Below are 26726 nucleotides of genomic sequence, written 5' to 3'. Positions count from 1 at the left end.
GGAGGCGGCGATGCGAGTGATCCGGAGACTGGGCGCACTGCTCTTCACCCTGGTCCTGCTGCTCGGACTTCCCTACGTGCTGCTGTGGCACCTGCCGTGGCCCGATTCGGACCTGACCTGGAACAGCCTGGTCGTCCACCTGAGCAGCCTCAGCCTGCCGCCCGGCCTGGCGACCGCGTTCCTGGTCGTCACGCTGTGGGCGCTGTGGGGGCTCTACGCGGTCAGCCTGGCCGTCGAGTTCGCCGCGCGCGGGCGCGGCCGGGCGCGGCGGTTCCGCCCCCTGGGGCCGCTCCAGATCATCGCGGCCACCGCCATCGGCGGCTCCCTGGCCGCGCCGACCCAGGCGTTCGCCGACACCGTCGTCGTCGAGGACGTGGTCGGGGTGCAGGGCGTGGAGACGCCGGACACCGGCGGCGACGAGGCGCAGGAGCAGGACCGGACGGCCCCGCCGTCCACCGGGGAGGCTGACGGCGGGACGGCGAGCACCGAGCGCGTCCGGACCCTCTCGGGGTTCACCATCAACTCGGCCTCGCTCACCGACGGGATGCGCGAGGACCTGGAACCGGTCGTCGACCTGATCCGCGAGCACGGCGACCCGGAGGTCCCGGTCCTGGTGACCGGGCACACCGACCGGTCGGGGAGCGACGCGGTCAACCTGGAGCTCTCCGAGCGGCGCGCCCAGAGCGTCGCCGACCACCTCGCCGCCGAACTCGGCGAGGAGGCCCCCGAGATCGAGGTCGAGGGCGTGGGTTCGGAGCAGCTGCTGGACGACGCCGACGTGGAGGCGCAGCGCAGGGTCGAGGTGACCTACGCGGTCAGGCCCGCGCCTCCGGCCCCGCAGCCCGAGCCCGCCTCCGAGCCCGCCTCCGAGACCGCCTCCGAGGCCGGAACGGAGCAGGCCGCCGGGACGGCCGTCGTCGCGAAGGGCGCGGCGGAGCCGGACCGGGAGCAGGAGACGGCTCCGGTGGTGCCGATCGTGCCGGTCGCGAACACCAGCGACATCGGCGACGAGCCCCAGCAGGCCGCCGTCTCCGGCGCGACGAGCAAGGTCGTGGTCCTGGAGGTCCCGGCCGCGGGCGCGCTCATGGGAGCGGCGTTCGCGGGGGTCGTCGGCGGGTTCGTCGCGGGCCGGCGCGGCGGCGTCCGCAAGGTCGCGCTGGCCCTGCCGCGCGGCACCCGGGCCCTGACGGCGGGCACGCCGAAGAAGCCGGAGCGCCGGTCCATCGACGCGTCGCCGCGCCCGCTGCCCGGCGACGACGTCGACGGGCGCGTCATCATCGAGATCAGCCACATCCCGGGGATCGGGATCACCGGACCGGGCGCGCGCGCCGCGGCCCGGCGGCTCATCGCCAACGCGCTGTCCACCGAGGACGAGCGGTCCGCGCGCGTCCTCATCACCAAGCCCGACGTGCTGATCCTGCTCGGATCCGAAGGGCAGGCCCTGCTGGCCTCCGACCGGTTCGCCGGGGTGCGGGTCGTGGAGACGATGCACGACGCGCTGACGATCCTTCAGCGGGAACTGCACGACAACGCGGACCAGCCCATCGCCGTGGACGACCGCGCGCCGCTGGTGCTGATCGCCACGCCGACCCCCGAGCACGAGGTCGCGCTCTCCGGCCTGCTGCTGCACGGCCAGGAGCGCGGTATCAGCGCGGTCCTGCTGGGCCGCTGGCCGCTCGGCGGCAGCTGCGTGATCGAGGCGGACGGCCTCATCACCGAGACCAGTCCGCCTCTGACCGGGATCTTCCACGCCTGGTGGCCGGGGTGCGACGCCACCCGGGTCAACGAGCTGATCCGCGGCTACAGCGCGGCGGAGGAGGCCGAGGAGATGGGGGACGACGACCCGACCGCCATCATCCTGCCGGTCGTCGACGAGTCGCCGCGCGCGGACGCCTCCGTCCGGGAGGCGGGCGTCGAGGACGCGGCCTTCGACTCCGCGGCCTTCGATTCCTCGGCCTTCGACTCCTCGGCCTTCGGTTCCTCGGGCTTGGAGGACGCGGGCTTCTGGGGCCGGGACGAGGAGCCGGTCCGGGAAGCGGCCCGCGAGGAGGTCTGGGAAGCGGCCGAGGAGGAGTCCCCGGAGACGGGTGCGGCGCGCCGCAGGGCGGAGCGCACGACCGGGACGATCGGGGCGTCGGCGGCGTGGGACGCGTTCACCAGCGCGTTCGAGGAGGAGGAAGCCCGCGAGGCGGACCGGGAGCGCGCGCTCCGGGCCATCGCCGCGCCGCGCGGGCCCTCGCCGTGGAAGCGGCGCCGCGCCGCGCCGGAGCCGGTCGCGGAGGAGGCGGTGGCCGAGCCCGTGGTCGAGGAGCCCGAGCCCGCCGCGCCTGTCGAGCAGGTCTGGGAGGCGGAGGTCTTCGAGCCGGAGCCCGTGGCCGTCGCGGAACCGGTGGCCGTCGAGCAGGTCGCGGAGGAGGCGGTGGCCGAGCCCGTCGTCGAGGAGCCGGTAGCCGTCGAGCGGGTCTTCGAGCCGGTCGCGGAGGAGCCCGTGGGCGAGGCCGAGGAGCGGGAGCCCTCCCCGGTCGCGAAGGCCGAACCCCCGGCCGAAGAGCCGTCCGATGGCCTGGCCTCGGCCTTCTCCAGCCTCAACCAGCCGAGCGCGCCGCCCCCGGTCCGGCGGAAGCCGACCCCCAAGCGGTTCCGGGCGCCGACCCCGCACTCCGTCGAGGAGGCGGCCCCGGCTCCTGCCCCGGCGCAGGACGCGGCTCCGGCCCCGGCCAGGCCTGCGGCCCCGGCCCCGAGGCGGGAGCGGAAGCCGGTCGCGAAGGCGCCCCGGACGCAGAACGCGGCATCGGAGCGGGCCGCCGACGAGGCCGGGCAGGCCCCGGCGCAGCAGCCGCTCACCTACCGCCCCCGCAAGGCGGGCAAGCCCCGGATGCGTCGCCCCAGGCCGGGCGACGGCGACCAGCACTCGGAGGCCGCCGCCCGCCCGTCCAACGGCTGATCCGCCGGGACCGGGCCTCCGGTTTCCTCGGCGATCTTGACCTTTTCGGGGCCTCAACCACGGTTGAGGCCCCGAAAAGGTCAAGATCGCCGGGAGAACCCGTGTTCCCGCCCTCTTACACGTGCCCGATCTGGTGGAGGAAGGGCTCCGGGTCGTGGTTCTGGACCCGGACCTCCAGCACGATGTCCACCTCGTCGCCGACGAGGCGTCCGCCCCACGGGAGCTCGCCGCCGTCGCCGATGCCGAAGTCGGACAGCCGGATCCGGGTGCCGCCGGTGAAGAAGTGGCCGTAGCCGTTCTCGTGGTCCCCGTAGTGCGGGGCCTCGCCGACCCACTGGCAGTCCAGGGTGATCGGCAGCGTGGTGTCGTGCAGGGCGAGGTCGCCGGACATGGTGAAGGCGTTGCGGGACCGGCCGCGCTCCCGGAGCCCGGTGCTGGTGAACCGCAGTTCCGGGTACCGCTCGACGTCCAGGAAGTCGGGTGAGCGCAGGTGGTCGTCGCGGGCCCGGACGCCGGTGTTGACGCTGGCGGCGTCGATGGCGACGTCCACCGTGGAGTCGCGCGGGTCCTCGGCGACCAGCACCGATCCCCGGGCCTTGTTGATGGTGCCCTGGACCCGGCCGAAGCGCAGGTAGCGCGCGACGAAGATCAGGCTGGAGTGCAGCGGGTCCAGGTGCCACGTCCCGGGCCGCGGTCCCACGGGATTATGGCCCTCCGACTGTTGGTTCATGGTGGTTTCCCCCGGTTTTCACCGTTTTCGTAATGATAAGTACTTCAAATGCCCCGTTGTGAGTATGCCTGCCGAGCGCAAATCCGAGGGCGGAGGCCGAGAGGGCGCACCGGGGAACGCCTGAGGGCCGCTCCCACGGTCGTGGGAGCGGCCCTCACGGGGATCGGGGCCGCTACATCCGCTCGGGCGCGGTCACGCCCAACAGGCCGAGGCCCTTGACCAGCGTGTCCAGTGTCACGGCGGTCAGCGCCAGGCGGGAGGCCCGCACCGACGGGTCCTCGGCCTTGAGCACCGGGCAGGACTCGTAGAACGAGGTGAACGACTGGGCCAGGTCGAACAGGTACGCGCACAGCCGGTGCGGTTCCAGGGTGTCGCCGACCTGGGCCACGGCGGCGCCGAAGCCCAGCAGCCTCAGGGCGAGGGCGCGCTCGGCGGCCTCGGTGACCACGACCGGGCCGGTGGCCTCGGCCGGGTCCAGTCCGCCCTTGCGGAAGATGGAGCGGATGCGCGCGGTGGCGTACTGGAGGTACGGGCCGGTGTTGCCGTTGAGGGCCAGCATGCGGTCGAAGTCGAAGATGTACTCGGTGTCGTGCGAGATCGACAGGTCCGCGTACTTCACCGCGCCGATCCCGACCTCGCGGGCGATCGCGGCGCGGGCCGCGTCGTCCAGGTCGGGGCGGGTCTCGGCGACCACCTTGGCCGCGCGCTCGACGGCCTCGTCCAGCAGCGCCATCAGCCGGATGGGCGCGCCGCTGCGGGTGCGCAGGATCTTGCCGTCGGTGCCGAGCACGTTGCCGATCTGCACGTGGACCGGTTCGGTGTCGCCGAGCCAGTCGGCCTTGCGCGCGGTCTCGTACACCATCTGCAGGTGCAGGGACTGCGGGGCGCCGATGACGTAGACGATCCGGTCGGCCTTGAGCTCCTCCGTCCGGTACTTGATGGTGGCCAGGTCGGTGCTGCCGTAGCCGTAGCCGCCGTCGCTCTTGCGGACGATCAGCGGGACCGGCTTGCCCTCGCGGCCGGTGAACCCGTCGAGGAAGACGCAGAGCGCGCCCTCGCTGACCTCCGCGATGCCCTTGGCCTGGAGCTCGTCGCAGATCGGGCCGAGCATGTCGTTGTACGTGCTCTCGCCCGCGAGGTCGGCGTCGGTGAGGGTGACGTCGAGTGTGGCGTAGATCCTGTTGAAGTAGGCCTTGGACAGCTCGATCAGGTCCCGCCACAGCCGCAGCGTCTCGGCGTCGCCGCCCTGGAGCGCCACGACGCGCCCGCGCGAGCGCGCGGCGAACTCCTCGTCGCCGTCGAACTTGACGCGGGCCGCCTGGTAGAAGGCGTTCGGGTCGGTCTTCAGCAGCGCGGCGTCGGCGGAGTCCTCGCCGACCTCCAGCAGGTGCTCGATGAGCATGCCGAAGGGGGTGCCCCAGTCGCCGATGTGGTTCTGCCGGATGACGTTGTGGCCCAGGAACTCCAGCGTGCGGGCCAGCGCGTCGCCCACGACGGTGGTGCGCAGGTGCCCGACGTGCATCTCCTTGGCCACGTTCGGCGCGGAGTAGTCGATCGGGATGTTCCGGGGCTCCTGCCGGGGCGTGCCCAGCCGGTCGTCGGCGCGCAGCTCCTGCGCCCTGCCCGCGATCCAGTCCTCGCGCAGCGTCAGGTTGACGAAGCCGGGGCCGCTGATCTCCACCTCTCGGCAGACGTCCGCGACGTCCAGGTGCGCGACGATCTCCGCGGCGACGTCGCGCGGCTTTCGCCCGACCCTCTTGGCCAGCGCCAGCGCGGCGTTGGCCTGGTAGTCGGCGAACTGTGAAGGGCGGATGACAGGGTCGGTCTCGGCGTAATCGGCGCCGAAGGCGGCGCCGAGCGCGGACTGGACCCGTTGCGTGAGAACTTCTTGCGGGTCGGCCATGCCCTCCAGCTTAGTGAGTCCGCCCGATCGGGATCGCTGGTCGGGCGGGGCGTCCGGGGACGCTCACCGGTGCGCGGCGGCGGGCCGCCGCCAGGCGCGGACCGCGAGCAGGGCCAGGGCCGCCACCGGGAGCAGGGTCAGCAGGTGCCAGGGGACGCGCCACCAGGGGGAGGCCGTGTCGGTGGGGACCGGCGGGGTGTCGGCCGAAACGGCCGGCACGGCGGCCAGGGACCACATCAGGAAGGCGTCGCCCACGGGCAGCGCGCCGCCCAGGTAGCGGCGCTCGCCGCCCCACTCCACCGCCATGCCCGCGGCCTCGGCGAAGCCGGTCAGGGAGGCGGCGGCCGGGGCGTCGGCGAAGAGCACCGCGTCGGCGACGGCGACCGTGCTGGCCGACGCGGACAGCCCGAAGACCAGCGGGCCGGAGTCGACGTCGCCGGGGGAGTCGTCGCCGACCGGGTACTCGCGGACCCCCGGCAGCATCGCGACGTCCGAGGTGAACAGCTCGCGGAAGACCGCGTAGTCGGCGGCGGCCCACTCGGGGTCGATCTCGAACAGGAAGCGCAGCAGCAGCGACTGGGACGTGGCCCGCGCGCCGTCGGCCACGCCGCCGTCCGCGGCGTCGACCCGGTGCGGGACGAGGCCGGTCGCCGGGTCGAGGCGGTCGCGCGTCCGGGCCGTCCACTCCCCGATGAGCGCGGAGTGCCGGTCGTCGCCCGCCAGGTGGTCGCGCAGCCGCAGCGAGGCGACGGCCACGACGCTGTCCACGGGCCAGGCCTGCCCCGGGTAGGCGGCCAGGAACGGGGTCCCGGCCGCGATGGAGTCCTCGAACGCCGCGGCCAGCTCCTCGGAGGACGCGTCGAGCCCGGCCGCCTCCTCGGGCGCGGCCCCGGGGCCGCCCGCCACGGCCACGATCCGCCCGCGCAGCCAGTTCGCCCAGCCCGCGTGGAACACCCCGTACGCGGGCGCGGCGTCGGCCGGGAACGGGGCGGTCCCGGCCGGCGAGTACAGCAGGTCCAGCGCCCACCGGGCCTCCCGGAGCGCCTCCGCGCGCAGGGCGGGGTCGCGCTGGGCGGTGTCGAGCCAGGTCAGCCCGTACAGCGCGTGCGTGAAGAAGTAGCCCTCGGGGAACAGCGCCTGCATGTCCTGCCCGCCGCCGTCGGCCAGCGCGCTCTTGACGAACGCCAGGCGGGGCAGCGTGTCGGTGACCACCTCGGCGTCGGTCCGCGCCAGCGGGGAGGGCGTGTAGGAGCGCGCGCTCACCAGCGCGACGGGCGCGGCCACGGCGAGCGTCACCAGGGTGAGCAGGCAGGCCAGGGCGGTCCGGGCGGGCGTGCGGCGGAGGGGCTGGTCGGGCATCCGCCCAGGATGCCCGACGCCGTGTGTGCGGGGGATCAACGGACCGTCAGGGGAGGTTGCGCGCGATGACCGCCTCGACCAGGGCAGGGCCCGGGAAGTCGGCCATGACCGTTCCGGTGCGCCGGACGTTCCCGGCCTCCAGGTGGTCCAGCGCGCGCTCGTTCATCCCGGTGACGCCGAGCGCGCCCTTGGCCACGGAGACCGGCAGCGCCCCGCCGGACGCGCTCAGGTGGTTGACGTGCAGGACGTCGGGGGCGCCCTGGTCGGTGCGCTCGAAGTGGGATCGGACCAGGTCCCACTTCTGCGGGACGTGGAAGAGGGTGGGCAGGTGGTACTCGTCCTGGATGTCGGTCCGGTCGCCGCCCCAGCGCGGCCCGTACGGGACCGAGGAGTCGAAGTCCTGCAGGATGACGATCCGGCCCCGCGTCTCGCCCAGGTCGGGGACGCGCCCGTCGTACCCGGCGGGGGGCCGCCACAGGTGGTCGCGCAGCCGGTCCCTGGTGTCGGGGTTGTCCTCGACGTACCAGTTCAGCGTCGCCTCGAAGGAGCGCGTGTTCTCGGCCTCGGTGTGCTCGCTGCGTATCCGCATCAGCACCGTCTCGGTGGGGTTGTCCCGCAGGAAGTCGGTGGTGTCGCGGACGACGTCGGCGAAGTCGGCGTGGAGGTACTCGGAGCCGTGGTGGATGGGGAAGGAATCCCGGTAGTGCCGGGTGCGGATGTCCAGGGCGCGGACCCCGGCGCGCAGCTGCTCGGGCAGGTCGCTGTCCTGGGTCAGGGAGATGATCGAGGAGTCGAAGGCCATGCTGTCGTGCGTGCCGGGGATGGACAGCCCGGCCAGGTTCGCGCTGTCGGGGAGCCGTCCCATCCAGTCGGGGGCGCTGGTCCGTTCGAGGCCGCTGCTGTGCCCGGTGGACGCGGCGGCGGGCGCGGCGACGGCGTAGGAGAGCGGGACCAGGAACAGCAGCGCGGCGGTCACGAGCAGGAGGGCGACACGCGCCGCTCCTCGTCCGCTCCGAGCGGGGGAGAGCACCATGGGGGACGCCTTTGCGGGGAGGGGGAAGGGGGTCCGGGGGCGGGTGTTCGGGCGCGTCGTGTGACGGTACGCAGCATCGCACGCCATCGAGCGGAGTGTCCACGGGCGGGGAGCCTGCCGGTGATCGTGACCTTTTCGGGGTCTCAACCGTCTCTGAGACCCCGAAAAGGTCACGATCACCGGAGGGAGCGCCAGGAAACGGACACCTTCCCGCAGCCCGGGGACCCGCGCGCCGTCGCCGCCCGCCGTGACAGGCCCCGAGCGGACCCTGCTCCGACAGAGCCCGGAACACCCCGCGCCGGGACCCCTATTCGTCGGACTGGCCGAGGCGGTGCAGCCAGGACGGGGCGCGGCTCAGGCTCGCGGTGCTGCGGCGGATCTGGTCGGTGATGCGGCCCGCGGCGAGGTCGTGGGCGAGGAGGCACGCCTGGGCCACGCCCCGGGCGTGGCTCGCCCCGTGCGCGATGACCACCGTCCCGTTCAGGCCGAGCAGCACCGCGCCGCCGTAGGAGTCCGAGTCGAAGCGCGCGCGCAGCCCGCGCAGCGCCTTGCGCTGGAGCAGCGCGCCGATCCGGGCCAGCGGGGTCGAGGTGAGCGCCGCGCGGATCTCCTCGAAGGCGAAGCCCACCGCGCCCTCCACCGACTTCAGCGCCACGTTCCCGGTGAAACCGTCGGTGACGACCACGTCCACCAGTCCGGCCAGCAGGTCGTGGCCCTCGATGTTGCCGCGGAAGTCCAGGGAGGGGGCCTCGTCGGAGTGCGCGGACAGCAGTTCGGACGCCTTGCGGGCCAGCTTGTTGCCCTTGCCGGGTTCCGAGCCGATGGTCAGGATGCCCACCCGGGGCTCGGCGATTCCGTGTCCGATCCGCGCGTACGCCGCCCCCAGGTGCGCGAACTGCACCAGCATCTCCGGCTTGGCGTCGGCGCTGGCCCCGGCGTCCAGCAGGATCGTCGGTCTGGGGACGGTGGGCAGCACCAGCGCCAGCGCGGGGCGCAGCACCCCCGGGAGGGTGCGCAGCCGGACCGTGGAGGACGCCACCACGCCGCCGGTGGACCCCGCGGACACCAGCGCGGCCGCGTCGCCCTGCCTGATCAGCTTGCAGGCCACCGCGACGCTGGAGCGCGCCCGCCGCCACGCGGCCAGCGCGCCCTCGTGCATCGCCAGGGATTCGTCGGCGTGCACGATCGGCAGCTCCCGGTTCGCGCCCTCGGCGGCCAGCATCGGGGCCAGCTCGGAGGTGCGTCCCACCAGGACCAGCCGCAGCCCGTGCTCGCGTACCGCCCGCACCGCGCCCGCGACCACCTCGCGCGGGGCGTTGTCGCCGCCCATCGCGTCCACCGCGATCACGGGGCGCTGTGGCGGGGGCCGCCGGGCGGTGGCTGCGCTGCTCATGGGGCTCCTCGATCGGGGCGGGGGCGGCTGGTCGCGAGAGCCGGTCCGGGGGCCGCGCCCTTCTGCGCCAGGGTATGCCGCGCCCGTCCCCCGTCCGCGTCCGGCCCGTTTCCGTCATGTGTCGGACCGTCCGTGGGTCTCCTGCCCGCCCTCCGTTATTTCAGGGATATTGCACTCACATGGAATGCTCAGGTCGGAACTGGGCCAATAGGGTATGAAACCCTCTGAATCGGGTACGCCCGTCGGGCGGCCGGGTGACGGAGACCTGCCGCCACCTCATAACGACCGCATTGTCCATGTCATGAGCGAGCGCCGTGTGCGCACACATCGCTACCGCAGTGTCGCGCGGAGTCAGCAGGCTGTCGGCCTGCGTGATGAACGACACGAGAGGAGACGCGTGAGCTTTACGCACGACACGGCACTCCCGGCGTCCACCGGACGTCGGTTCCGTGCCTACACGTCGAAGCACCTCGACGAGCTGACGGCCCGTGCGGGCCTCGGAGACGACGAGAGGCTGGCGGTCCGCGCGGTGGCCACGGTGCTGCCGTTCCGGGTCAACACCTACGTCGTCGACGAACTGATCGACTGGGACGCGGCGCCGAACGATCCCATCTACCGTCTGACCTTCCCCCAGGCGGACATGCTCCCGGCCGGGGACGTGGCGAGGATCGCGGACCTGCTGCGTTCGGACGCGCCGCGCAAGGAGCTCAACCTGGTCGCCAACCAGGTCCGCGCCGGGCTCAACCCGCATCCGGCGGGCCAGATGGACCTCAACGTGCCCAAGGCGGGGGACGAGGAGCCCATCCCCGGCGTGCAGCACAAGTACGCCGAGACGGTCCTGTTCTTCCCCAAGCAGGGCCAGACCTGCCACGCGTACTGCACGTACTGCTTCCGCTGGGCGCAGTTCGTCGGCGAGCCCGACCTGAAGTTCGCCTCCAGCGACATCGATCAGCTGGTCTCCTACCTGCGCCAGCACCCCGAGGTCAGCAGCGTCCTGTTCACCGGCGGCGATCCGATGATCATGGGCGGGAGCGTGCTGGCCCGCTACATCGAGCCGCTGCTGGAGATCGAGACCCTGGAGTCCGTCCGGATCGGGACCAAGTCGCTGGCGTACTGGCCGCAGCGGTTCGTCACCGACCCCGACGCGGACGAGACGCTCCGGCTGTTCGAGAAGGTCGTGGCCGCGGGGAAGAACCTGGCGTTCATGGCGCACTTCTCGCACCCGAACGAGATGGCGCCGCCCCTCGTGCACGAGGCGGTCCGGCGCATCCGCGGCACCGGCGCGGTCATCCGGACCCAGGCCCCGCTCATCCGCACGATCAACGACGACCCCGCGGTCTGGGCCGACATGTGGCGCACGCACGTGCGGCACGGGATGATCCCGTACTACATGTTCGTCGAGCGCGACACCGGTCCGCAGGACTACTTCGCGGTGCCGCTCGCGGAGGCGTACGAGATCTTCCGCGCGGCCTACAACAGCGTCTCGGGCCTGGCGCGGACCGTGCGCGGGCCGTCCATGTCGGCCACGCCGGGAAAGGTGTGCGTGGACGGGATCACCGAGGTCAACGGTGAGAAGGTGTTCGTCCTGCACTTCATCCAGGCCCGCGACCCCGAGCTGGTCGGCAGGCCCTTCTTCGCCAAGTACGACGAGAAGGCCGCCTGGCTGTTCGACCTGGAACCGGCCCTGGGGGCCACCCGCCTCCCCTACGAGGAGGCGTTCACCGCGGACGCCTCGGGCCTGGTCAGGGCCGCCCTGCCGTAGGCCCCGCCGCGTCGCTCCGGCCCTCTCCGGGGACCGGAGCGGCGCGGCCTCCGCCGCGGTTCCCGGCGGGCCGTCAGCGGAGCGGGCGGCGGCGCGACGACCGCTTCCGCCGGAACGCCAGGCGGCGGGGGAGGGCCTCCCGGGCCAGGTCGGCGGCTCCGATCAGGCCCGCCTCGTTTCCCAGCGAGGCCCGCACGATGGCGGCCTCGGGACGGTAGCCCCGGCCGGTGAGGTTGCGGCGGAAGTACTGCCGGGCCGGTTCGAGGAGCAGGTCGCCCGCCTCGCAGACGCCGCCGCCGATGATGAAGAGGTCCGGGTCGAAGGCCGCCGCCAGGTTCGCCAGGCCCACGCCCAGCCAGGCCCCCGCGTCCTCCAGCAGTTCGACGCACGCGCGGTCGCCCTCGCGGGCCAGCCGGGTGACCAGCGGGCCGGTGATCAGCCGGGGGTCGCCGCCCACGGCGTCGAGCAGCCGGGTGGCCACCGGGGAGTCGGCGACGGCCAGTTCGCGGGCCTCGCGGGTCAGGGCGTTGCCGCTGGCGTACTGCTCCCAGCAGCCCCGGTTGCCGCATTCGCAGCGGTGCCCGTTGGGCACCAGGGTCATGTGCCCGAACTCCCCGGCCAGGCCGTGCCGCCCCCGGCGCAGCACGCCGTCGATGACGACGCCCCCGCCGATGCCGGTGCCCAGGTTCACCACGACGACGTCGCGCACGTGGCGTCCCGCCCCCGCCCGCACCTCGGCCCAGGCCGCGGCGTTGGCGTCGTTCTCCACGACGACCGGCAGCCCCAGCCGGGCCCTGAGCGAGTCGCGCAGCGGCTCGTCACGCCAGGACAGGTGCGGCGCGAACAGCACGCTGGCGCGCCGCTCGTCGACGAATCCGGCCGCGCCGACGCCGATCGCGCTGACGCGGTGGTCGCGCCGCAGCTCCTCGACGACGCGCACGATGGTGTCCTCGACGACCTTGGGGCTCTTGCTCCGGTCGGGAGTCTCGGTGCGCAGCCGGGCCAGGACGCGGCCGGACGGGGTGACGACGCCCCCTGCCACCTTCGTCCCGCCGATGTCGACCCCGATCGTGAGCCCGCGCCGGTACGTCCTGGTCTCCCGTGTGAATGTCATAGCCAGAGAACACTAATCCCCCTGGGCGGAGGGTCCGCCGGCACCTCCCGGTGACGGCCGCGCCTCCGGGGACCGGGAGGGCGGCGTGTGGGACTCGGCGTGGGTCTCCGGCATGAGGTCGTGGCGGCCCGCGATGAGCTCCTGGAAGCGGATCTTGGTCCGGATCAGCGGACGGCGCACACGCTGGTCGCGGCGGACCGCGAGGGTGAGCTTGGCGGAGTCCTCCGGGTAGTACCAGCGCGCCCACGGCGAGTCGGGGACTGCCAGGCGCACGGCCGCGACGACGCCGATCCCCGGGACGAAGACCCCGGCGATCCCGCTCCAGATCTTGCCCTTGAGCAGGCTGACGGCGGACCCCGCCAGGTTGACCAGGACGAGCGCGGCCAGCCAGGTCTGCGCGAGCGCGGCGCCCTGGGCGGTGCTCTGGAACTCGGTCCAGCCGACCGGGCGCAGGCCGGTCAGCAGCAGCCCGCTGAGGGCGATCGCCACGAACACCGCGTCCACGGAGGTGCGGCCCTGCTCGGTCCAGTAGACGTCGCGCAGGTGCAGGATCAGCGCGAACTCGTCCAGCACGAGAGCGGAGCCGAACCCGAACAGTCCCGCCGCGACGGCGATGGACCACCCCTCGCGTTCGGTGATGAGCAGCCCGGCGACCCCGCCGACCAGCATGAACGCGACTCCGAACACCACGTGGTGGATGTGCAGCCCGCCCGGGGTCAGATTGCCCGGCCACCACCGGACCCGGGCCCGGATCATCCGCACGCTGAGCCGGATCAGCAGGAAGCCCGACACGAACGCGACGAAGAAGCTGAACAGCGGAAGCCGTCCGGTGCCCACGATGTAGGCGGCGAACCACTCGTCCACGCGCGCCTCCCTTCGTCCCGATCGATTATGGACGCAACGCTTTCGGCGCGGGACGGCTTCCCCGCGTGGAATCCGGCGGTCCGGGGGAACGGGAGACACGGCCGAGAAGGACCGAATCCCGTTCTAGTTTTTCGGGTTCCGAGTCGGTAGAGTGCGCCGCATGGAGCTGAATGGAGTTGCCGCCCTCGTTTCCGGCGGCGCGAGTGGACTGGGCGAGGCGACCGTCAGGGAGCTCGCGGCGGCCGGGGCGACCGTCGTCGTCGCGGACATCGACGCCGACCGCGGCGAGGCGCTGGCGAAGGAGGTCGGAGGCGTCTTCGTCCGCACCGACGTCTCCGACGAGGACCAGGTCCAGGCGGCCGTCCAGGCGGCCGTGGACACCGGGAAGCCGCTGCGCGCGGCCGTGTCCTGCGCGGGCATCGGCTGGGCCTCCCGCACCGTGGGGCGGGACGGATCACCGCACGACCTGGCCTCCTACCGGAAGGTCATCGACGTCAACCTGATCGGCACCTTCAACCTGGTGCGCCTGGCCGCCGCCGCGATGGCCCGGACCGAGCCGGCCAACGAGGACGGCGAGCGCGGCGCGATCGTCAACACCGCGTCGCTGGCCGGGATCGAGGGGCAGATCGGCCAGATCGCCTACTCCTCGTCCAAGGGCGGCATCATCGGGATGACCGTCCCGGCCGCGCGCGACCTCGCGGCGGTCGGGGTGCGCGTCAACACCGTCGCGCCCGGCATCCTGGACACCCCCATCTACGGCCGGGGACCCGAGGCGGAGGCGTTCAAGGAGCGCCTCGCCGCGCCGGTGCCGTTCCCCAAGCGCCTGGGCACCGCCGCCGAGTTCGCCAGGCTGGTCCGCGCGCTGCTGGAGATCAGCTACGTCAACGCCGAGGTCGTGCGCATCGACGGCGGCCTGCGCATGCAGCCGAAGTAGGGCGGGGCCGTGGCGGACGAGGTTCTCTACGAGGCAAGGGACGGCGTCGCCGTCATCACCATCAACAGGCCCGGGTCCAGGAACGCCGTGAACGCGGCCGTGGCCGCGGGGATCGCCGAGGCGCTGGACGACCTCGACGCGCGCGCGGACCTGGCCGTCGGGGTCGTCACCGGAGCGGGCGGCACGTTCTGCGCCGGAATGGACCTCAAGGCGTTCCTCCGGGGCGAGCTGCCGGTCGCGGAGGGCCGAGGGTTCGGCGGTCTCACCCAGAGGCCGCCGAGGAAGCCGCTGATCGCGGCCGTCGAGGGCTACGCGCTGGCGGGCGGCTTCGAGATCGTGCTCGCGTGCGACCTGGTGGTCGCCGCCGAGGACGCCAGGTTCGGCATTCCCGAGGTCAAGCGCGGCCTGGTCGCTGCCGCGGGCGGCCTGCTCCGGCTCCAGCACCGGATCCCGCGCAACATCGCCATGGAGTTCGCGCTCACCGGCGACTTCGTGGCGGCTCCGCGCGCCGCCGAACTGGGGCTGGTCAACCAGGTCACGCCCGGCGGCGGGGCGCTCGACGGCGCTCTGGCGCTGGCCGCCCGGATCGCGCCGAACGCCCCGATGGCCGTCGCCGTCTCCAAGCGCGTCATCGCCGAATCCGGCGACTGGCCGAGCGGCGAGATGTGGGAGAGGCAGGACGAGATCACCGGGCCGGTCTTCACCAGCCGCGACGCGATGGAGGGCGCCGCCGCCTTCGCGGAGAGGCGCAGCCCCGTCTGGAGGGGCGAGTAGGGAACCTCCGGCGCGGGGGTGGTTCGCGTGCCGGTGCTTCGGGGGGTCTTTCGGCCTCCTGTCACGCGGATCGCGAGGTTATGGCGGGCGGCGACGGCGGGCGGGGGCCGGGACCGCGCCCGTGATGTCCGTTGCGTGAGGGTTCCGTTGACGGGCTTGGGCTTTCTGCCCGTTTCGGGGCCTTGAAGGGCGGAAAGCCCATGATCGTTCCGGGTGGGGTGGGACCGGCCCTCGAGGTCCCGAGCGGACCCTGCTCCGACAGGGCCCGAAACACCCCCGCGCCGGAGACTCCCTCGACGGGTGAGACGACGCGCGGCCCGCCCCCGCTTACGGGGCGGGCCGCGCGTCGTCTCACCGGCTGGGTGTCGTGGCCGCCGGGATCACCAGGTCGTCGGACGCCGGAACCGCCGTCGGCGGGTGCCCGCGATGAGCACGGCGCCGATGACGACCGCGACGGCGGCGCCGGTGATGAACGCGGTCAGCTCGACACCGGTGACCGGCAGCCCGCCGCCGCCCTGGGGAGGCGCGGTCGGAGCCGAGGTCGGCGGTCTCGTCGGACCCGCGGTCGGCGACGTGGTCGGCGAAGACGTCGGTGACGCGGTGGGTGACGCGGTGGGCGTCGTCGTCGGTGACGTGGTGGGTGACGCGGTGGGGGTGCGCGTCGGCTGGTGGGTGGGCGAACGGGTCGGCTCGGGCGGCGGCCAGTGGGTCGGCTTGTGTGGTGGCCAGTGCGTCGGGTGGTGCGTCGGTCGGTGGGTGTGGGAGTGCGTCGGTCGGTGGGTGTGCGAGTGGGTGGGCCGGTGGGTGTGGGAGTGCGTCGGTCGGTGGGTGTGCGAGTGGGTGGGCCGGTGCGTGTGCGAGTGCGTGGGCTCGTGCGTCGGCCAGTGCGGTGGCCAGTGCGTCGGGTGGTGCGGTGGCCAGTGGGTGTGGGAGTGCGTGGGTCGGTGGGTGTGGGAGTGCGTGGGCCGGTGGGTGTGGGAGTGCGTCGGTCGGTGGGTGTGCGAGTGCGTGGGCCGGTGGGTGTGCGAGTGCGTGGGTCGGTGGGTGTGCGAGTGCGTGGGCCGGTGGGTGTGGGAGTGCGTGGGCCGGTGGGTGTGCGAGTGCGTCGGCTCGTGCGGTGGCCGGGGCTTGTGCGGGTGGTGGGCGGGCGGCCAGTGGCCGGGCCAGAAGTCCTCGACAGCGCCCATTCCGGGGTGGTCCGCGAGCGGCCACGGAAGTCCGTGGGAGCCGGAGCCCTTCCTGGGCGGGCAGCCCCGGTGGCCGGAAGCCGCCACGAGGTTCTGGAAGCCGTCGGCGGAGCACCCCGAACCGACGCGGTCGGCCTGCCCCCAAGCCAGTGGTGTCGCTGGAAGGGCCAGGGCGACCGATATCCCGGCCGCCACGATTCCCTTTGTCAGAAGGCGCAATCTTTCCCCCAAGAGTGAGCACTGCTGATCGCTTCGCCCGCGGAACCGCTCGGGAGCGAATCCAGACAGGGCCTGCCAGACGGCATTGAAACACGAAATCAGTCACTCTTAGCTGTACATTGATTGCGGACTGTCGCTATTTGGTCGGGAGTTTGCCGGTTCCACCGGCCAGGCCGCTAATATCCGCCGATGATCTTGACACCGGTGCTCGGGAGACCGCGGTTCGGGGCGTCGGCGGCAAGAGCGCCGACCCGTACCTGGGCGGTCCGATCGCGAGGGGAGCGCGGCCGGATGCCCGGTGCGCCGAGGAGCGCGCCGGCGGGAGGGCGCCGCCCGCCAGCGCGCGGCGGTCACTCCTCGGGGACGGGCACCCGAAGGACGCGCAGCAGGGTGGCGAGCATGTCGTAGTAGCCCACCAGCACGATCAGCTCCACCACCCCGGGGTCGCCGAGGTGCCGCTCCGCCGCGGCGTAGCGGGCGTCGTCGGCGTCGCCCTCCCGGAGCAGGGAGCGGGCGAAGTCGAGGGCGGCGCGTTCGGCGGGGGAGAGGGAGTCCGCGGCGGCCCGCTCGCCGAGCGCCGCGACCTCGTCCTCGGTCAACCCGGCGGCCAGCCCCGCCCGGCGGTGCGCGAACCACTCGAACGCGCTGTCCCGCTCGATGGCGACGGCCAGGATGACGATCTCGCGCACCCGCGCCGACAGCGACGTCGCACCGCCCACCGCCGCGCTGAGCCCCTGCCACGCGGCCCCGACCCCGGGCGCGGCGAGCATCGCGTTGAACGGCCCGTGCAGCCGACCCTCGCTGTCGTGGAGGGCGAACGGCGGTTCGGGCCCGTACTTGGCGAGCACCCCCTCGTAGATCGCTCGCTGCTCGTCCGAGAGCGCGTCGGGCGGGTACCAGGGAAGCCGTCCGTGCCGCATGGTCCGTTTCCACTCCAAGGGGCTGGTGACCGTTCTGCTCGGTGGTCTTGGCCTTTTCGGGGTCTCGGAAACGCTTGAGGGCCCGAAAAGGCCAAGACCACCGAACCGGTGCCGCCGAGAGCGGCAGGGGCCGGTCACTCCGGCCCGTGCAGGGCCTCCACCAGCCGGGTCAACCGTCCCACGGGGGCGTCGAGTTCGCGCGCGGCCTCGACGGTGGCGTTCTCGTCGCCGACGGCGCGCTCCCGAAGCAGCTCCAGCTTCTGGTTCACCTCTCCGACCAGCGCGGACATTTCGGCGACCACCGACCCGCCCGCGCCGGACGTCTCCTCGGCGAGCCCGCGCCGCAGCCGGGCGGACTGGTCCAGCAGCTGCCGCCTGAGCCGGTCGAGTTCGAGGAACACCTCGACCTTGGCGCGCAGCAGCCACGGATCCAGCGGCTTGGTCATGTAGTCGACGAACCGGCTGGCGTACCCCCGGAAGACCTGGTGGCGGTCGATCCCCTCGGCGGTCAGGAAGATGATCGGGATGTCCTTGGTCTTCTCCCGCTGCTTGATGTGCGCGGCGGTCTCGAAGCCGTCCATGCCCGGCATGACGACGTCGAGGAGGATGACCGCGAAGTCCTCCTCCAGCAGCGCCTTGAGCGCGGCCTCGCCCGAACTCGCCCGGACCATGTTCTGGTCCAGAGAGGTGAGGACGGCCTCCAGCGCCATGAGGTTCTCGTCGCGGTCGTCGACGAGGAGGATGTTGGCCTTGTGCGGCACGGTGGTCACTGCTCCCGGCTCGGTTCGCTGCTGTCGCCGTTCCGATCCAACCACGTCCGCATGACATCCAGCAGGTGGTCCAGGTTCACCGGTTTGGTCACGTAGTCCGACGCGCCCGCGTCCAGGCTGCGCTCCCTGTCCCCCTGCATGGCCTTCGCGGTCAGCGAGATGATCGGCAGGTCCTCGAACTGCGGCATCTCCCGGATCACGCGGGTGGTGGCGTAGCCGTCGAGGCCGGGCATCATGATGTCCATCAGCACGAGGGCGATGTCCTCGTTGGCCTCGAGCTTCTCGATGCCCGAGTGCCCGTTGTCGGCGTACAGCACCTGGAGCCCGTTCGCCTCCAGCGCGCTGGTCAGCGCGAAGACGTTGCGCACGTCGTCGTCCACGATGAGCACCCGCTTCCCGGCCAGGACCGCGTCCCGTTCGGGGTCCGTGCGCGCCTCGTGGTCGCCCAGGGGGGACGGCGCGTTCTCCTCGACGGCGAGAACGGGGACCGGGGCGGGCTCGTCGAACCCGTCCAGGTTGAACCGGTCGGGGTCGTCTTCGTGAGGAGGCGGGGCCTCCCCGCTGGTCAGCGCGATGCTCTCGGGCGGGGGCGCCGCGGTCGCCAGCGTGTCGACCGGGTCCACCGAGCCGTACAGCCGCTCGCTGGTGCCCTCGGGCAGCCGCACCGGGAGCAGCAGCGTGAAGGTGCTGCCCTCCCCGAAGGCGCTGTGCACCCGGATCTCGCCGCCGAGCAGCTGGGCCATGTTCCGGCTGATGGACAGCCCCAGGCCGGTCCCGCCGAACCGGCGGCTGGTGCCGCCGTCTCCCTGGTGGAACGCCTCGAAGATGAGCTGGAGCTTGTCCTCGGGGATGCCGATCCCGGTGTCGGCCACGGAGAACGCGATGACCTCGTCGTCGGTGAACATGTCGAGGTCGGCGTCCTCCAGCGCCCAGGCCGGTTCGATCAGCAGCCGCACCTCGCCGATGTTGGTGAACTTCACCGCGTTGGACAGCAGGTTCCGCAGCACCTGCTGGAGGCGCTGCTCGTCGGTCCACAGGTGGTCGGGGATGTCCGGGGACACCTCGACCGCGAACGCCAGCCCCTTGTCGCTGGTCATCGGCCTGAACGAGGCCTCCACGTAGTCCACCAGCTGGCTGATGGACACGTCCGCGGGGCTCAGCTCCATGCGTCCCGCCTCGACCTTGGACAGGTCCAGGATCTCGTCGATGAGCTGCAGGAGGTCGCTGCCGGCCTTGTGGATGGTCTGCGCGAACTCCACCTGCTTGGGGGTGAGGTTCTGCTCGCTGTTGTCGGCGAGCAGCCGGGCCAGGATCAGCAGGCTGTTGAGCGGGGTGCGCAGCTCGTGCGACATGTTCGCCAGGAACTCGGACTTGTACTTGGAGGACACCTGGAGCTGGTGGGCCCGGTCCTCCAGGGAGCGCCGGGCGCGCTCGATCTGCCGGTTCTGCAGCTCGATGGCGCGGTTCTGGCTGGCGAGCTGGCCCGCCTTGCTGTGCAGCTCGGCGTTCTTGCGGCGCAGCTCCTCCTGCTGGCGCTGGAGCTCGTTGGAGCGCTCCTGCAGCGCGGTGGTCAGCTGCTGGGACTGGGTGAGCAGGTACTCGGTCTTGGAGTTGGCCAGGATCGTGTTGATCGTGGCGCTGATGAGGTTGACGAGCTGGCGCAGGAAGTTGAGGTGGATCTCGCGGAAGTGGCCGTAGGAGCCGAGCTCGATCACGCCGAGCACCCGGTCCTCGGACAGGATCGGGAGGATCACGATGCTCAGCGGCGGCGCCTCGCCCAGGCCCGACTCGACCTTCACGTAGTCCCCGGGGACGTTCGGGATGATCATCTCGCACTTCTGCTCGATGGCCTCCCCCGCGAGGCCGCGGCCCGACGTGATCCAGCGGCGCTGCTCGCTGGGCTGGTAGCCGTATCCCGCGTAGAGGCGGAAGTTCTCCTCGTCGTTCTCGTCCTCGGGCAGGAAGCACGCGCCGTGCTGCGCGGTGACCAGCGGGGTCACCTCGGTCATGATGAGGCGGGCCAGGTCGTTCAGGTCGCGGTGGCCCTGGATGAGGCCGGAGATGCGCGCCAGGTTGCTCTTGAGCCAGTCCTCGTCGCGCTGGGCGGCGGTCGTCTCCCGCAGGTTGGACACCATCAGGTTGACGTTGTCCTTCAGCGAGGCCAGCTCGCCGCGCGCGCCCACCTGGATGGACTGGGTGAGGTCGCCGCGGGCGACCGCGCTGGCCACCGACGCGATCGCGCGCACCTGGGTGGTGAGGTTCTTGGCCAGCTCGTTGACGCTGTCGGTGAGGTCCTTCCAGACCCCGGACACCCCGTCCACCTTGGCCTGGCCGCCCAGCTGGCCCTCGCTGCCGACCTCGTGGCCGACCCGGGTGACCTCCAGCGCGAAGGTGGACAGCTGGTCGACCATCGTGTTGATGGTGTCCTTGAGCTCCAGCATCTCGCCCTGGGCGTCCACGGTGATCTTCTTGCCGAGGTCGCCCGCCGCGACCGCGGAGGTCACCTGGGAGATGTTGCGGACCTGGGTGGTGAGGTTGTGCGCCATCGAGTTGACGTTCTCGGTCAGGTCCTTCCAGATGCCCGAGACGCCCTTGACGTTGGCACGCCCGCCCAGCTGCCCCTCGGTGCCGACCTCGCGGGCGACCCGCGTCACCTCGTCGGCGAACGAGTCGAGCTGGTCCACCATGACGTTGATGGTGTCCTTGAGTTCGAGGATCTCGCCCTTGGCGTTGACGGTGACCTTCTTGGTCAGGTCGCCGCGCGCCACGGCCGTGGTGACCACGGAGATCTGGCGCACCTGGTGGGTCAGGTTGTTCGCCATGGAGTTGACGTTGTCGGTGAGGTCCTTCCAGACCCCGGAGACGCCGCGCACGTGCGCCTGGCCGCCCAGCTTGCCCTCGGTGCCCACCTCGCGTGCCATGCGGGTGACCTCGTCGGCGAACGCGGACAGCTGGTCCACCATGGTGTTCACGGTGTCCTTCAGGGTGAGCATCTCGCCCTGGGCGTCCACGGTGATCTTCTTGGTCAGGTCCCCCTTGGCGACCGCGGTGGTGACCTGGGAGATGTTGCGCACCTGGTAGGTGAGGCTGTTCGCCATGGAGTTGACGTTGTCGGTGAGGTCCTTCCAGATGCCCGAGACGCCCTTGACGTTGGCGCGTCCGCCGAGCTTGCCCTCGGTGCCGACCTCGCGGGCGACCCGCGTCACCTCGTCGGCGAACGAGTCGAGCTGGTCCACCATGGTGTTCACGGTGTCCTTCAGCTTGAGCATCTCGCCCTGGACGTCCACGGTGACCTTCTTGGTCAGGTCGCCGCGCGCCACGGCCGTGGTCACCTGGGAGATGTCCCGCACCTGGTTGGTGAGGTTGTCGGCCATGGAGTTGACGTTGTTCGTCAGGTCCTTCCAGATGCCCGAGACGCCCTTGACGTTGGCGCGTCCGCCGAGCTTGCCCTCGGTTCCCACCTCGCGGGCGACCCGGGTGACCTCGTCGGCGAAGGTGGACAGCTGGTCCACCATCGTGTTCACGGTGTCCTTGAGCTGGAGCATCTCGCCCTGGACGTCGACGGTCACCTTGCGGCTCAGGTCGCCCCGGGACACCGCGACGGTCACCGTGGAGATGTCGCGGACCTGCGCGGTGAGGCGGGCCGCCATCTGGTTGACGGCCTCGGTGACGTCGCGCCACGCGCCCGACACGCCCTCGACCCGGGCGCTGCCGCCGAGCTTGCCCTCGGTGCCCACCTCGCGCGCCATGCGGGTCACCTCCATGGTGAACGCCGCCATCTGGTCGGCCATCCGGTTCACCGAGGTGGCCAGGCGCAGCAGGTCGCCGTGGAGCTCCCCGTGCCGGTTGGTCAGGTCCACCCGCTGGGCGAGGTCGCCGTTGGCCACCGAGTCCAGGATCCGCGCCACCGAGGTGACGGGTTCGCTGAACTCGTCGAGCATCTGGTTGAGCGCGTGCACGCTCTTGCCCCAGGCGCCCCGCGCCGGGTTGATCGAGACGCGCTCGGACAGCCGCCCGTCGGTGCTGACCACGCCGCTGACGCGCTGGATCTCGCTGCTGAGCTGCTCGCTGTGGTCCAGGACCTCGTTCAGGACGCGGGCGATCTCACCGTGGGTACCCTGGCCACGGGGGTCGAGACGAACCGTGAAGTCCCCGTCGCGCATCTTGTAGAGCGCTTCGAGGAGCGCGTCGAGCTCCGCGTCCGACACGGTCGGGCTGTTCGCCTTGGGCATCGATCCCCTCCTCCACCGGCCGAGGCTCTGCAGTGTGCGTCCAGGAAAAAGACGTACGGCGTTACTCAAGCGGGTCTCCGGCCCTCAGAACTCACCAACGGACCACAGTGCACTACGTTAATTCGACAACCTGCTCACTACCATGACGTTCCGACATCGTGACGGAGTTCCCCCGAACGACACGACGACGCCGCCCACCCCTGGGACACTGGCCGGAACCGGGCACTCCCAAGCCCTTCACGACCGAGGAAAGAGGGGTATGGGTTAATCGGATCCGGGACGTCCCGGACCGCTCAGGGTCCGCGTCCCCCCGCCTCCGACCGATCCGCACCTCCCAGCCACCCAAAGGAACCGTACGGCTTCACAATGCCACATGACGCTATGAAGGTCGCCCACAGGGAATTCTCCCCCGCCCCCGAGACGGTTGGCGAGGCGCGCGTGTTCGTGCGCGACACGTTGCGCGAGTGGGATGTGAAACACGGATTCGACGACATCATCCTGCTGGTCAGCGAACTGGTGACGAACGCGGTCATCCACGCCGAGACCACGTTGGAGCTGACCGTGCGGCGGCTGCCGGACGGGGTGGAGGTCGTCGTCGCGGACCGTGTCCCGCGCGCGGTGCCCAAGGCGGGCTCCCTCAGGGTGGACACCTCGCCCTCCCTGGAGAACACCCGCAACGGCGGTCTGGGCCTGGCCCTGGCGGGCGCGATCGCCGACAGCTGGGGGGTGAGCTACAGCAAGGAGGACAAGGCGGTCTGGTTCCGGATCGAGGAGGCCGAGTCCGTCATGGGGCAGGGCGCCCGGACCTCGCTGGTCCCGCCGCTCCCGGGGCACGGGCGCAGGCGCCCGGCGCACGCCGAGCCGTGGGCGCGCCTGGACGCCGCGCTGACCGCCCGGCTCTCACTGCCCGAGCTGCTGGAGCGCACCGTGGACTACGCCCGGGTGGTCCTCGGCGGAGACGCCGCCTACATCGCGCTGGCCACCACCGACGAGACCGAGTGGGAACTGAGCGCGGCCGTCGGCCTGTCGTCGGGGCAGTGGCGGTCCTTCCGGAGCCGGACCGAGGAGACCTTCCCCTCCTCGGCGCCCGAACCCGGCCCGGTCATCAACGACGACCTGATGATCGCCCGCGCGCACCGGGGGCGGCTGTCCGCCGCGGGGATGCGCTCCCTGGTGACGGCCCCGCTCATCGTGGACGGCCGGATCACCGGACTCATCGGGGTGGCCTCCAAGCGGGTCCGGCACTTCGGCCAGACCGCCGCCGACCGGCTCCAGGAGGGAGCCGACCGCATCGCGCTCACCGTGGAGCGGTCCAGGCTGGCCCAGGTGGAGCTGACCCGCCGCGCCTCCCTGAGCTTCCTGGCCGAGGCCAGCGACCTGCTGTCGGGAACCCTGGACGAGCAGATGACGGCGGCGCTGGCCGCGCAGTTGACCACGTCGCGGCTGGGCAGCTGGTGCGTCGTGCACACCACCAACGACCTGGGGATGGAGCGCCTGGCGTTCGCCACGCACCGGAACGAGAACGCCACCGACGTGCTGCGCGACCTGGTGGCCGCGCTCATGCCGGAGGAGCGGCGCGAACCGGCGCCGCTGTGGCCGGTCGAGACGCTGGTGGCGGCGGGTCTGGACGACGAGCTGACCCTGGACCTCGCGGGCGGGCCGGGCATCAGCATCCCGCTGACCGCGCACGGCCGCGCCCTCGGCCGGATCACCATCGGCAAGAACGCGGGCGAGGAGTTCCCCCGCGAGGAGGTGGACGTCGCCGACGACCTGGCCCAGCGGGTGTCCTCGGCGATGGAGAACGCGCGGCTGTACTCCAACCAGACGTCGATGAGCGAAGCGCTCCAGCGCAGCCTGCTCCCGGCGAAGGAGAAGCAGCCGGCCATCCCGAAGGTGGACCACGCCGTCTTCTACCAGCCCGCGGGCGAGCGCACCGTGGTCGGCGGCGACTTCTACGACCTGTTCGCGACGGACGGCCGCTGGTGCTTCGCGATCGGCGACGTGTGCGGGACGGGCCCCGAGGCCGCCGCCGTCACCGGCCTGGCCCGGCACACCCTGCGCGCGCTGGCCCGCGAGGGCTGCCAGCCCGCGCACATCATGCACCGCCTGAACCTGGCCATCCTGGACGAGAACACCACGACCCGCTTCCTGACCATGCTGTACGGGGAGATGGTCCCGATCGGCGGCTCCGGGGCGGGCAGGGGCATGCGCATCCGGCTGGTCTCGGCCGGGCACCCGCTGCCGCTGCGCCTGAACAGGCACGGCGAGGTCGAGTCCCTGGCGACCTCCCAGCCGCTGCTGGGCGCGTTCGAGGACGTGGAGTTCTTCACCGAGACCGTCGAGGTGGCGCCGGGCGACGTGCTGCTGGCGGTGACCGACGGCGTGACCGAGCGCCGCAACGGCGACGAGATGCTCGGCGACGAGGGCCTGACCAAGATCTTCTCCGGCTGCTCGGGACTGACCGCCCAGGCGGTCATCGCCCGCATCGGCCGCGACCTGGAGGAGTTCGCCCCCGGCGGCCACACCGACGACACGGCGATGATGGTGCTGCGGTTCCTCTAGGACGCGGCCGGTTCGTGGTGGTCTCCCCGCTGATCTTGACCTTTCCGGGGTCTCGGAGGCGGTCGAGACCCCGGAAAGGTCAAGATCAGCGAGAGGGACGGTTCTACAGCCAGCCCATTTCCTCGGCGGTGCGGATGGCCGAGATGCGGTTGTCGGCGCCCGTCTTGGTGATGGCGCTGGACAGGTAGTTGCGCACGGTCCCCTCGCTCAGGTGGAGGAGGCGGGCGATCCCGGCGGCCGAGGAGCCGTCGGCGGCGGCACGCAGGACGTCGGTCTCGCGCTGGGTCAGCGGGTTCTCCCCGGCGATCATGGCGGTGGCGGCGAGTTCGGAGTCGATGTAGCGGCCGCCCGAGTGCACCGTGCGGATGGCTCCGGCGAGCTGGTCGACGGGGGCGTCCTTGGCGAGGAAGCCGCGCGCGCCCGCGGAGAGGGCCCGGCGCAGGTAGCCGGGGCGGCCGAAGCTGGTGAGGATGAGGACCCCGCAGCCGGGCGCCGCCGTCCGGAGCTCGGCGGCGACGTCCAGGCCGTTGGCGCCGGGCATCTCGATGTCCAGGACCGCGATGTCCGCCTGATGGGCGGTCACGGCGGCCGGCACCTGGTCGCCGCGACCGACCTCGGCGACGATCTCCAGGTCCTCTTCCAGGCCGAGCAGCGCGGCGATGGCGCCGCGGACGAGCCGTTCGTCGTCGGCCAGGACCACCCGGATCACGCGGCCGCCTCCCGCAGGCCGGCCCCGGCGGGGGCGCGCACCGGGAGCACGGCCCGGAGCAGGAAGCCGCCGTCGTCCGTGGCCGCGGCGGAGAGCGCGCCGCCCGCCCCCGCGGCCCGCTCGGCCAGGCCGGTCAGCCCGTTGCCGAAGCGCGAGTCCGCGCCGGAGGACACCCCGTCGTTGTACACCTCGACGACCAGGGCGCGGTCCTGCTCGGTCAGGGTGATGTCGCAACGCCGGGCGGAGCTGTGCCGCAGCACGTTCGTGGCGGCCTCCCGGATGACCCAGGCGGTCAGCGTGCGCAGGTCCGGGGGGAGCGCGACGTGCTCGCCGGCCACGGTCGTGCGGGCCCCGACGGCGGTGAGCACGGACCGCACGCTCGCGATCTCGGCGGCCAGGTCCACGTCCCGGTAGCCGCTGACGGCGGCGCGCACCTCGCGCAGCGCGTCCCGGGCGACCTGCTGGACCGACGCCATCTCGGCGGCGGCGCGCTCGGGGTCGCGCGCGGCCAGGCGCGCGGCCAGCTCGCTCTTGACGGCGATCCCGGACAGGCTGTGGCCGACCAGGTCGTGCATGTCCCGGGCGAAGCGCAGCCGCTCCTCGCTGACGGCCAGCCGGGCCTGGGCCTCGCGGGCGAGGACGGCCTCGTGCGCGATCTCCCACAACCACAGCACCGCGAGGTTGCACACGAGGAACAGCGCCGCGTAGAAGCAGGAGCAGAAGACGATCACGGCCATCAGCAGCGGGTCGGGTTCGGGGAAGAACACCAGGCGCGCGGCGGGGACCAGGAGCAGGACCAGGGAGTAGCCGACCGCCTGGCGGCGCGTCGCGACCAGCACCGCGACCGACCACCACATCGACGCGGTCGCCAGCGACCACAGGCCCACGTCGAGCAGGGCCATGAGCACGAGCAGCAGCGCGAACGAGCAGTGCAGGACCACTTCAGGCCGGGCCGCCGACCTTCCCAGGCGGATGCCCACCAGCCACAGGGTCAGCCAGGCCAGCGGGACCGCGGGGACGAAGGCGAGCGCGGCGGTCCAGGGCCGGTCGGCCCCGACCGCGGCGAGGACGCCCTCCGCGACGCCGTTCGACGCGTTCACGAGGACCTGGACCGTGATGAACAGCAGCATCATCAGCGGAACGGCGCCGAGCGAGCAGTGCACCACCCGGCGGGAGAAGCGCAGCCGGCGCGCGCTCCGCTCGGCGGTCCCCGCCGGGGGCGCGGCGGGGGCGCGCCCGTTCCGGAGTCCCGTCATCGGTCTCTCCTCTCCTCGACGGACAGCGTAACGTCGGCGGCGCCGACCGGTCCCGTCCGGA

Annotated in this window: 18 protein-coding genes; 5 read left to right on the top strand and 13 right to left on the bottom strand. The window is 72.4% G+C overall.

What is annotated here, in order from left to right; all coding sequences use genetic code 11:
* The first annotated feature begins 10 nt into the window (after positions 1 to 10).
* Entirely contained in the window at positions 11 to 2944 is a 2934-nt protein-coding gene (locus EV190_RS02085) for an OmpA family protein (protein ID WP_133739674.1), read from the top strand.
* Between the two features lie 115 nt (positions 2945 to 3059).
* Here the strand turns inward: EV190_RS02085 and EV190_RS02080 are convergent, their stop codons facing one another.
* The 5 genes from EV190_RS02080 to plsX all read right to left on the bottom strand — a co-directional run bounded on the left by EV190_RS02080 (position 3060) and on the right by plsX (position 9362).
* Entirely contained in the window at positions 3060 to 3674 is a 615-nt protein-coding gene (locus EV190_RS02080) for a YceI family protein (RefSeq protein ID WP_133739673.1), read from the bottom strand.
* 172 nt (positions 3675 to 3846) lie between these two features.
* A complete protein-coding gene (gene argS / locus EV190_RS02075; RefSeq protein WP_133739672.1) occupies positions 3847 to 5577 on the bottom strand; it encodes an arginine--tRNA ligase in 1731 nt (576 codons plus the stop codon).
* Positions 5578 to 5640: 63 nt separating this feature from the next.
* Positions 5641 to 6936 carry a hypothetical protein gene (locus EV190_RS02070; protein ID WP_243742276.1) on the bottom strand — a complete coding sequence of 432 codons (1296 nt, stop codon included), beginning with the start codon at positions 6934 to 6936 and terminating at the stop codon, positions 5641 to 5643.
* A 46-nt stretch (positions 6937 to 6982) separates the two neighbouring features.
* Positions 6983 to 7969 carry a phosphatidylinositol-specific phospholipase C gene (locus EV190_RS02065; protein ID WP_133739671.1) on the bottom strand — a complete coding sequence of 329 codons (987 nt, stop codon included), beginning with the start codon at positions 7967 to 7969 and terminating at the stop codon, positions 6983 to 6985.
* A 307-nt stretch (positions 7970 to 8276) separates the two neighbouring features.
* Positions 8277 to 9362 (bottom strand): phosphate acyltransferase PlsX, encoded by a 1086-nt coding sequence (gene plsX / locus EV190_RS02060; RefSeq protein ID WP_133739670.1) that lies wholly within the window; start codon positions 9360 to 9362, stop codon positions 8277 to 8279.
* A gap of 397 nt (positions 9363 to 9759) precedes the next feature.
* Here plsX and EV190_RS02055 point away from each other — a divergent pair, with 397 nt between their 5' ends.
* Complete coding sequence (locus EV190_RS02055) at positions 9760 to 11124, top strand: KamA family radical SAM protein (RefSeq protein WP_133739669.1); 1365 nt, start codon at positions 9760 to 9762, stop codon at positions 11122 to 11124.
* Positions 11125 to 11197: 73 nt separating this feature from the next.
* Here the strand turns inward: EV190_RS02055 and EV190_RS02050 are convergent, their stop codons facing one another.
* Entirely contained in the window at positions 11198 to 12238 is a 1041-nt protein-coding gene (locus EV190_RS02050) for an ROK family glucokinase (protein ID WP_133739668.1), read from the bottom strand.
* 12 nt (positions 12239 to 12250) lie between these two features.
* Positions 12251 to 13102, bottom strand: a complete 852-nt coding sequence (locus tag EV190_RS02045; protein WP_243742275.1) for a hypothetical protein — start codon at positions 13100 to 13102, stop codon at positions 12251 to 12253.
* A gap of 160 nt (positions 13103 to 13262) precedes the next feature.
* Here EV190_RS02045 and EV190_RS02040 point away from each other — a divergent pair, with 160 nt between their 5' ends.
* Both EV190_RS02040 and EV190_RS02035 read left to right on the top strand, forming a co-directional pair.
* Positions 13263 to 14036, top strand: coding sequence for an SDR family NAD(P)-dependent oxidoreductase (locus tag EV190_RS02040; RefSeq protein WP_133739667.1), 774 nt, complete (start codon positions 13263 to 13265; stop codon positions 14034 to 14036).
* A gap of 9 nt (positions 14037 to 14045) precedes the next feature.
* Positions 14046 to 14810, top strand: coding sequence for a crotonase/enoyl-CoA hydratase family protein (locus EV190_RS02035; RefSeq protein WP_133739666.1), 765 nt, complete (start codon positions 14046 to 14048; stop codon positions 14808 to 14810).
* A 380-nt stretch (positions 14811 to 15190) separates the two neighbouring features.
* On the opposite strand, the gene EV190_RS02030 is transcribed toward EV190_RS02035, so the two are convergent.
* From EV190_RS02030 to EV190_RS02015, 4 genes are all read right to left on the bottom strand, one after another.
* Positions 15191 to 15997 carry a hypothetical protein gene (locus EV190_RS02030; RefSeq protein WP_133739665.1) on the bottom strand — a complete coding sequence of 269 codons (807 nt, stop codon included), beginning with the start codon at positions 15995 to 15997 and terminating at the stop codon, positions 15191 to 15193.
* Positions 15998 to 16566: 569 nt separating this feature from the next.
* On the bottom strand, positions 16567 to 17136 hold the full coding sequence (locus EV190_RS02025) for a carboxymuconolactone decarboxylase family protein (RefSeq protein ID WP_133739664.1): 570 nt from the start codon (positions 17134 to 17136) through the stop codon (positions 16567 to 16569).
* 134 nt (positions 17137 to 17270) lie between these two features.
* Complete coding sequence (locus EV190_RS02020; RefSeq protein ID WP_133740118.1) at positions 17271 to 17897, bottom strand: response regulator; 627 nt, start codon at positions 17895 to 17897, stop codon at positions 17271 to 17273.
* Between the two features lie 5 nt (positions 17898 to 17902).
* The gene (locus EV190_RS02015) at positions 17903 to 22138 is read right to left on the bottom strand and encodes a HAMP domain-containing protein (protein WP_133739663.1); all 4236 of its coding nucleotides are present in this window, start codon (positions 22136 to 22138) and stop codon (positions 17903 to 17905) included.
* 381 nt (positions 22139 to 22519) lie between these two features.
* Here EV190_RS02015 and EV190_RS02010 point away from each other — a divergent pair, with 381 nt between their 5' ends.
* The gene (locus EV190_RS02010; protein ID WP_133740117.1) at positions 22520 to 24700 is read left to right on the top strand and encodes a SpoIIE family protein phosphatase; all 2181 of its coding nucleotides are present in this window, start codon (positions 22520 to 22522) and stop codon (positions 24698 to 24700) included.
* 103 nt (positions 24701 to 24803) lie between these two features.
* Here EV190_RS02010 and EV190_RS02005 read toward each other — a convergent pair whose 3' ends face one another.
* Positions 24804 to 25409, bottom strand: coding sequence for a response regulator transcription factor (locus tag EV190_RS02005; RefSeq protein WP_133739662.1), 606 nt, complete (start codon positions 25407 to 25409; stop codon positions 24804 to 24806).
* Positions 25406 to 26665 (bottom strand): sensor histidine kinase, encoded by a 1260-nt coding sequence (locus EV190_RS02000; RefSeq protein ID WP_133739661.1) that lies wholly within the window; start codon positions 26663 to 26665, stop codon positions 25406 to 25408. The genes EV190_RS02005 and EV190_RS02000 overlap by 4 nt, the downstream gene beginning before the upstream one ends.
* Positions 26666 to 26726 lie beyond the last annotated feature (61 nt).

Source organism: Actinorugispora endophytica, assembly GCF_004363075.1.
Classification (GTDB): domain Bacteria; phylum Actinomycetota; class Actinomycetes; order Streptosporangiales; family Streptosporangiaceae; genus Actinorugispora; species Actinorugispora endophytica.
Note: the sequence above shows the minus strand (reverse complement) of the source record. Positions and strands in the feature narration are given on the sequence as shown.

Excerpts from the sequence above, each read along its gene's own strand:
- argS (WP_133739672.1), bottom strand. The coding sequence starts at position 5,577 with ATGGCCGACCCGCAAGAAGTTCTCACGCAACGGGTCCAGTCCGCGCTC.
- EV190_RS02080 (WP_133739673.1), bottom strand. The coding sequence starts at position 3,674 with ATGAACCAACAGTCGGAGGGCCATAATCCCGTGGGACCGCGGCCCGGG.
- EV190_RS02040 (WP_133739667.1), top strand. The coding sequence starts at position 13,263 with ATGGAGCTGAATGGAGTTGCCGCCCTCGTTTCCGGCGGCGCGAGTGGA.
- EV190_RS02065 (WP_133739671.1), bottom strand. The coding sequence starts at position 7,969 with ATGGTGCTCTCCCCCGCTCGGAGCGGACGAGGAGCGGCGCGTGTCGCC.
- EV190_RS02010 (WP_133740117.1), top strand. The coding sequence starts at position 22,520 with ATGAAGGTCGCCCACAGGGAATTCTCCCCCGCCCCCGAGACGGTTGGC.
- EV190_RS02050 (WP_133739668.1), bottom strand. The coding sequence starts at position 12,238 with ATGACATTCACACGGGAGACCAGGACGTACCGGCGCGGGCTCACGATC.
- EV190_RS02070 (WP_243742276.1), bottom strand. The coding sequence starts at position 6,936 with ATGCCCGACCAGCCCCTCCGCCGCACGCCCGCCCGGACCGCCCTGGCC.
- EV190_RS02030 (WP_133739665.1), bottom strand. The coding sequence starts at position 15,997 with ATGGGCGCTGTCGAGGACTTCTGGCCCGGCCACTGGCCGCCCGCCCAC.
- EV190_RS02000 (WP_133739661.1), bottom strand. The coding sequence starts at position 26,665 with ATGACGGGACTCCGGAACGGGCGCGCCCCCGCCGCGCCCCCGGCGGGG.
- EV190_RS02015 (WP_133739663.1), bottom strand. The coding sequence starts at position 22,138 with ATGCCCAAGGCGAACAGCCCGACCGTGTCGGACGCGGAGCTCGACGCG.
- EV190_RS02025 (WP_133739664.1), bottom strand. The coding sequence starts at position 17,136 with ATGCGGCACGGACGGCTTCCCTGGTACCCGCCCGACGCGCTCTCGGAC.
- EV190_RS02085 (WP_133739674.1), top strand. The coding sequence starts at position 11 with ATGCGAGTGATCCGGAGACTGGGCGCACTGCTCTTCACCCTGGTCCTG.
- plsX (WP_133739670.1), bottom strand. The coding sequence starts at position 9,362 with ATGAGCAGCGCAGCCACCGCCCGGCGGCCCCCGCCACAGCGCCCCGTG.